General features: G+C 52.2%; 5 protein-coding genes. 3 read left to right on the top strand and 2 right to left on the bottom strand.

The annotated features are described in order from the left end of the window. Nucleotides 1-184 precede the first annotated feature (184 nt). Nucleotides 185-2,659 (bottom strand): glycogen/starch/alpha-glucan phosphorylase, encoded by a 2,475-nt coding sequence (locus tag L972_RS09645; protein WP_005361122.1) that lies wholly within the window; start codon nucleotides 2,657-2,659, stop codon nucleotides 185-187. 375 nt (nucleotides 2,660-3,034) lie between these two features. After that, entirely contained in the window at nucleotides 3,035-3,232 is a 198-nt protein-coding gene (locus tag L972_RS09650; RefSeq protein ID WP_005333612.1) for a DUF4250 domain-containing protein, read from the bottom strand. 230 nt (nucleotides 3,233-3,462) lie between these two features. Between L972_RS09650 and L972_RS09655 the strand changes: the two genes are divergently transcribed. The 3 genes from L972_RS09655 to L972_RS09660 all read left to right on the top strand — a co-directional run bounded on the left by L972_RS09655 (nucleotide 3,463) and on the right by L972_RS09660 (nucleotide 4,793). Next, the gene (locus L972_RS09655; RefSeq protein ID WP_005333614.1) at nucleotides 3,463-3,948 is read left to right on the top strand and encodes a cell division inhibitor; all 486 of its coding nucleotides are present in this window, start codon (nucleotides 3,463-3,465) and stop codon (nucleotides 3,946-3,948) included. A gap of 130 nt (nucleotides 3,949-4,078) precedes the next feature. Continuing rightward, nucleotides 4,079-4,216 (top strand): hypothetical protein, encoded by a 138-nt coding sequence (locus L972_RS21410; protein ID WP_156127047.1) that lies wholly within the window; start codon nucleotides 4,079-4,081, stop codon nucleotides 4,214-4,216. 142 nt (nucleotides 4,217-4,358) lie between these two features. Continuing rightward, nucleotides 4,359-4,793, top strand: a complete 435-nt coding sequence (locus tag L972_RS09660) for a YcgN family cysteine cluster protein (protein WP_005352569.1) — start codon at nucleotides 4,359-4,361, stop codon at nucleotides 4,791-4,793. The last annotated feature ends 205 nt before the right edge of the window (nucleotides 4,794-4,998 follow it).

The following is a 4,998-nucleotide window of genomic DNA, read 5'->3' on the forward strand; positions in this document are numbered from 1 at the left end:
TCATCGTAACAATCGGAACTGTCTGTGAAAATCAGGATACCTCATAACCAAGTGTCCGGATTTAGTTGATCACTACAGTTCAAACTATACGGCCTGAGCCGGGTAGAGTTCCGAACTCAGGCCATGTCATTCGCCAGCTAACGTGGGATTCACTTCATTGCGTTTTTTTCATCTCTGCATCTAATTAGCCGATGTTGCAGGCCTTCAGATCCCAGATCCGATCCACATAGTCCTGAATGGAGCGGTCGGAGTTGAACTTGCCCATGGTGGCCGAGTTGATGATGGCCTTCTTCGCCCACAGTGCCGGATCCCGATACCAGGTATCGATCAGCTTGTGTGCATCCGAGTAGGACTGGAAGTCCGCCAGGGTCAGGTAAGGGTCTCCCCCTTCCAACAAGGAGCGCTTGATGGAGGCCAGCTCACCCGGACGACCAGGCGTGAAGTAGTCGGTATCAAACCAGTCCAGCACGGCTTTGAGCTCGGAGTTGGCATAGTAGAAGTCATACGGGTTGTAACCGCGCGCCTTCAGCGACTTCACTTCGTCCACGTTCAGACCGAAGATGGCACAATTTTCGGCACCCGCCTCTTCAGCGATCTCGATGTTGGCTCCATCCAGCGTCCCGATGGTGATTGCACCGTTGAGTGCCATCTTCATGTTGCCGGTACCGGATGCTTCATAACCTGCAGTGGAGATCTGCTCGGAGACATCTGCCGCCGGGATCAGCTTCTCGGCCAGACTCACGCGGTAGTTCGGCATGAACACCACTTTCAGCTTGCCCTGGATACGAGCATCGTTATTGACCCGATCCGCCAGCTTGTTGATGGCATAGATGATGTCTTTGGCCAGCTTGTAACCGGGCGCAGCTTTGGAGCCGAAGATAAACACGCGTGGGTGCATGTCATAGTCCGGGTTGGCCAGCAGGCGACGATAGAGCGCCATGATGTGAATAAGGTTCAGCTGCTGGCGCTTGTACTCGTGCAGACGCTTGATCTGAACGTCAAAGATCGCCTCGGCACTGACATCGATACCGGTTTCGTCCTTGATGACCTTGACCAGCTTCTCTTTGTTGTGACGCTTGATGGTCATGAACTGCTGCTGGAACGCCTTGTCGTCGGCAAACTTCACCACGCCACGCAGTTTGTCCAGTTGCAGCGGCCACTCCTTGCCCACTACTTCGTTGTAGAGGCCAGCCAGTTCCGGGTTGCACGCCAGCAGCCAGCGACGCGGGGTCACCCCGTTGGTCACGTTGCACATTTTTTCCGGCCACAGCTCGGCATACTCGGGGAAGAGATCTTCCTTCACCAGCTTGGAGTGGATCTCGGCCACACCGTTCACTTTGGACGAACCGATCACGCACAGGTTGCCCATGCGAACCTTGCGCACATCTCCCTCTTCGATGATGGAGAGCTTGGCTTTGATAGCATCGTTGCCCGGCCACTTGGGCTCCACCAACTCGTTCAGGAAGCGGGCGTTGATCTCGTAAATCACCTCCAGATGGCGAGGCAGTACTTTCTCGAACAGGCTGACCGACCACTTCTCCAGCGCTTCCGGCAGCAGAGTGTGGTTGGTATAAGAGAAGACCTGATAGCAGATAGCCCAAGCGGCATCCCAGTTCAGATCTTCCTCGTCAACCAGCACCCGCATCAGTTCCGGGATGGCGACAGTCGGGTGAGTATCGTTGAGCTGAATGGCAATTTGCGCGGCAAAGTTGCTGAAGTCACTGCCATGGACCCGCTTGTAGCGGCGCATGATGTCCTTGATGGAGCAAGCACAGAAGAAGTACTGCTGGATCAGACGCAGCTCTTTACCTGCATCGGTCTCATCGTTCGGATAGAGCACCTTGGAGATGGTCTCGGCCTGGGCTTTCTCAGCCTGGGAGTCGATGTAACCACCGGCGTTGAACACGTCCCAGTCGAAAAACTCGGAGGCGCGGGATTCCCACAAACGCAGGATGTTGACGGTGTGCCCGCCAAAACCGACTACCGGAATATCCCAAGGCACCCCTTTAATCTTGCGACCGGCGTGCCATACCTTCTTCAGGCCGCCATTGTCACCAAACACGGTCTCGACGTAGCCATAGAGCGGCACTTCTTGCACCGACTCGGGGCGGCAGATCTCCCAGGGGTTGCCATATTCACGCCAGGAGTCCGGACGCTCGATCTGGCGGCCATCCTGGATTTCCTGACGGAACAGACCGTGTTCGTAGTGGATACCGTAACCAACCGCCGGATAGTTCAGAGTGGCCAGCGAGTCGATAAAGCAGGCAGCCAGACGACCCAGGCCGCCGTTGCCAAGTGCCATGTCCGGCTCTTGTTCGCACAGGTCGGTCAGTTCCAGACCGAGTTCGCCCAGCGCCTCTTCGCAAGTCTTGTAGAGGGAGAGGTTGTGCAGGTTGTTGGAAGTCAATCGTCCCATCAGGAATTCAGCAGAGAGATAGTGAATCGCACGAGTATCTTTCTTGAAATGAGTCTGCTGAGTGCGGGTCAGGCGCTCGTACACCTGTTCATTGACAGCCGCCGCAGTGGCTTTCCACCACGCTTCGGGAGAGGCTTTCTGTTCGCTTGTTCCCAAGGTAGAACGCAGGTGACGCACGATACTCGCCTTGAGCTGATCTTTATCCAGTTGGAGATCCTGGTCTGTCTTCTTCTTGGTAGCCATAAACCATATTCCTTCGTTACAAATAAAATTGTTATCCCGCTTGCGGGACCGGCGCTGTTGTTATCTCAAAATATGTACCGGCGTGAGAATACTAACTAAAGCGGCAGAATTAAAAGTTAACGCAAGTCACACTTTAACCGATAAAAACAGCCTGAAAAGCTTGAAAACCCTTTCCTTTAATTGATCGCACAAAAACAAACATTCCCTTTATTATCATAAACTTAATGAAACAATAAAAATATTCTGGCATGAATAGGTTTTCAGAGATTGCCAAGCCTTGAAAATCCCTGAAAATAGGCAGCAAGACGGCACATTGAAACCGGTTTCAATGTGCCTGAAAAATTACCGTATAAATATGAAGCAATCATTGCACCCTTAAAGATGTGCCTTGAACTGATTACTCAATGGATCGTAATGGTACCCAATCTGATCCAGACGTCCTGCCAGCTGCTCTTCACTCATATCGTAATAGGCCAGCAACTCCTCCAACCCGTCACACTCAAGCCTTAGCTTCTCATTGATGATGCCCAGCAAGATGTTGGCATCAAGGCGTTGCAAGGTACTGATATCCATGGCGGCACCTCCTGTAAATGACCTGTATAACCATGGGCGGTTACGCAAGGTTTGTCCATAGTACGAAAAACACCCAGCCAGCTTTATATTAAATAGTGTTTTAAAACATAACCTTACTAACGACACATGCCAACACCATCACATTTTTCAGCAAAAACACCTTGTCACTGCCACAGGATAGAACTACTGTATGCACATACAGCTTGGATATTCATACAGGAACCCCATATATGAACCAGCCCCTGCACTCACTGCCCTTTGCGATGAATCGTGTCATGAGCAAGCCCTGGCCAACCAGAACCGCCTGCAAAGCGGAGTTGGCTCATTATGGTGTGACTATCCAGTCTGATGATCAGTTTCTGAGCGAGCTGACAAAGCTTGGGGAGGCTCATACCGGCTGGATCTTGTTGATCGCCCCGCCGGGACGCCCCACAGTCAGCCGTCTGGAAGAGCGAGGTATCGATCCCAAGAGAGTGCTGGTGGTACATAGCCCCAAAATCAAGAACTGGCAGCAAACTCTGGAGCGCAGTCTTGGCAATGGTCATTGCGCCGCCGTATTTACCTGGCTACCCGAGCAGATCGAGCTGGATCACGTCAAGCTGCAGCGACTGGGACAGCAATCTGGCGTACTCACCCGCTTCTTTGGCGCGAAACGGACTAACCTCGGCACACCTCTGCTGGCCTATGCAGAGCAAGATATCTATCTCAATCATTAAGACAAAAAACGAACGCCTACGCAGGCTCTCCCGCGGGTCGCAGTGACAGAAGGGCGCAAACAATATGTGACCAGCGGCTTTATTTGAAAGACAAGCGTGCAACAGCCTGACGGTAGGCATCGGATATCATTTGACCCTGCTTGCTGCAAGCAGACAAACATCAACAGATGTAATGGATAAAGAAGCAGAAAAAAAACTGAACTGGACAATCATGCAGCCCAAGTATTCAAACCTGCGGGACTTCCTGCCCACCAGCGAACCCGTTTGAGCAATATGATGAGGCTGAAAGTCATTGCATTCATTTGAGCTGATCACGACAATTAGCCCACCGGAGTGACCCTCTCCTTGAAATACCGGGTAACAAGGGGTATAACCACGCGTTTTATCAGGTGTAATAAGTGAGCGGTATGATGCAAGCCCCCTTTTGGCAGACCAAGAGTCTGCAGCAGATGACTGAATCCGAATGGGAATCCCTCTGCGATGGTTGCGGAAAATGCTGCCTCAACAAGCTGATCGATGAAGATACCGACGAACTGGTTTTCACCAATGTCGCCTGCAATTTGCTTAACACCAAGACCTGTCAGTGCTCTGATTACGCCAATCGTTTCAAAAAAGAGCCTGACTGTCTGCAAATCACCCATGACAAGATCGCCGAATATGACTGGCTCCCCTCAACCTGCGCATATCGCCTGCTGTCTGAAGGTGACGCTCTTCCAGAGTGGCATCCTCTGCTGACCGGCAGTCGTTCCGCTATGCATCAGGCTGGTCAATCCGTCCGTGGCAAAGTCATTCACGAGGATCAGGCCGGTGAATGGATCGATCACATCATCACCTGGGCCAGCTGACACGCTCAACCCGCTATTCTCCAGAGGCAAGGGCTGCACAATGTGCAGCCCTTGTTGTTTCTGCAAGCAGGGTTTGTAGCTTCACACATATCTGGCTGGCTAAATCAGCCCCCTTCCAACTGCACATTGAGAGAGATAGAGATAGAGATAGAGATAGAGATAGAGGCAGAGGCAGAGGCAGAGGCAGAGGCAGAGGCAGAGGCAG

Source organism: Aeromonas sp. ZOR0001, assembly GCF_000801015.1.
GTDB classification, from domain to species: Bacteria; Pseudomonadota; Gammaproteobacteria; order Enterobacterales; family Aeromonadaceae; genus Aeromonas; species Aeromonas veronii.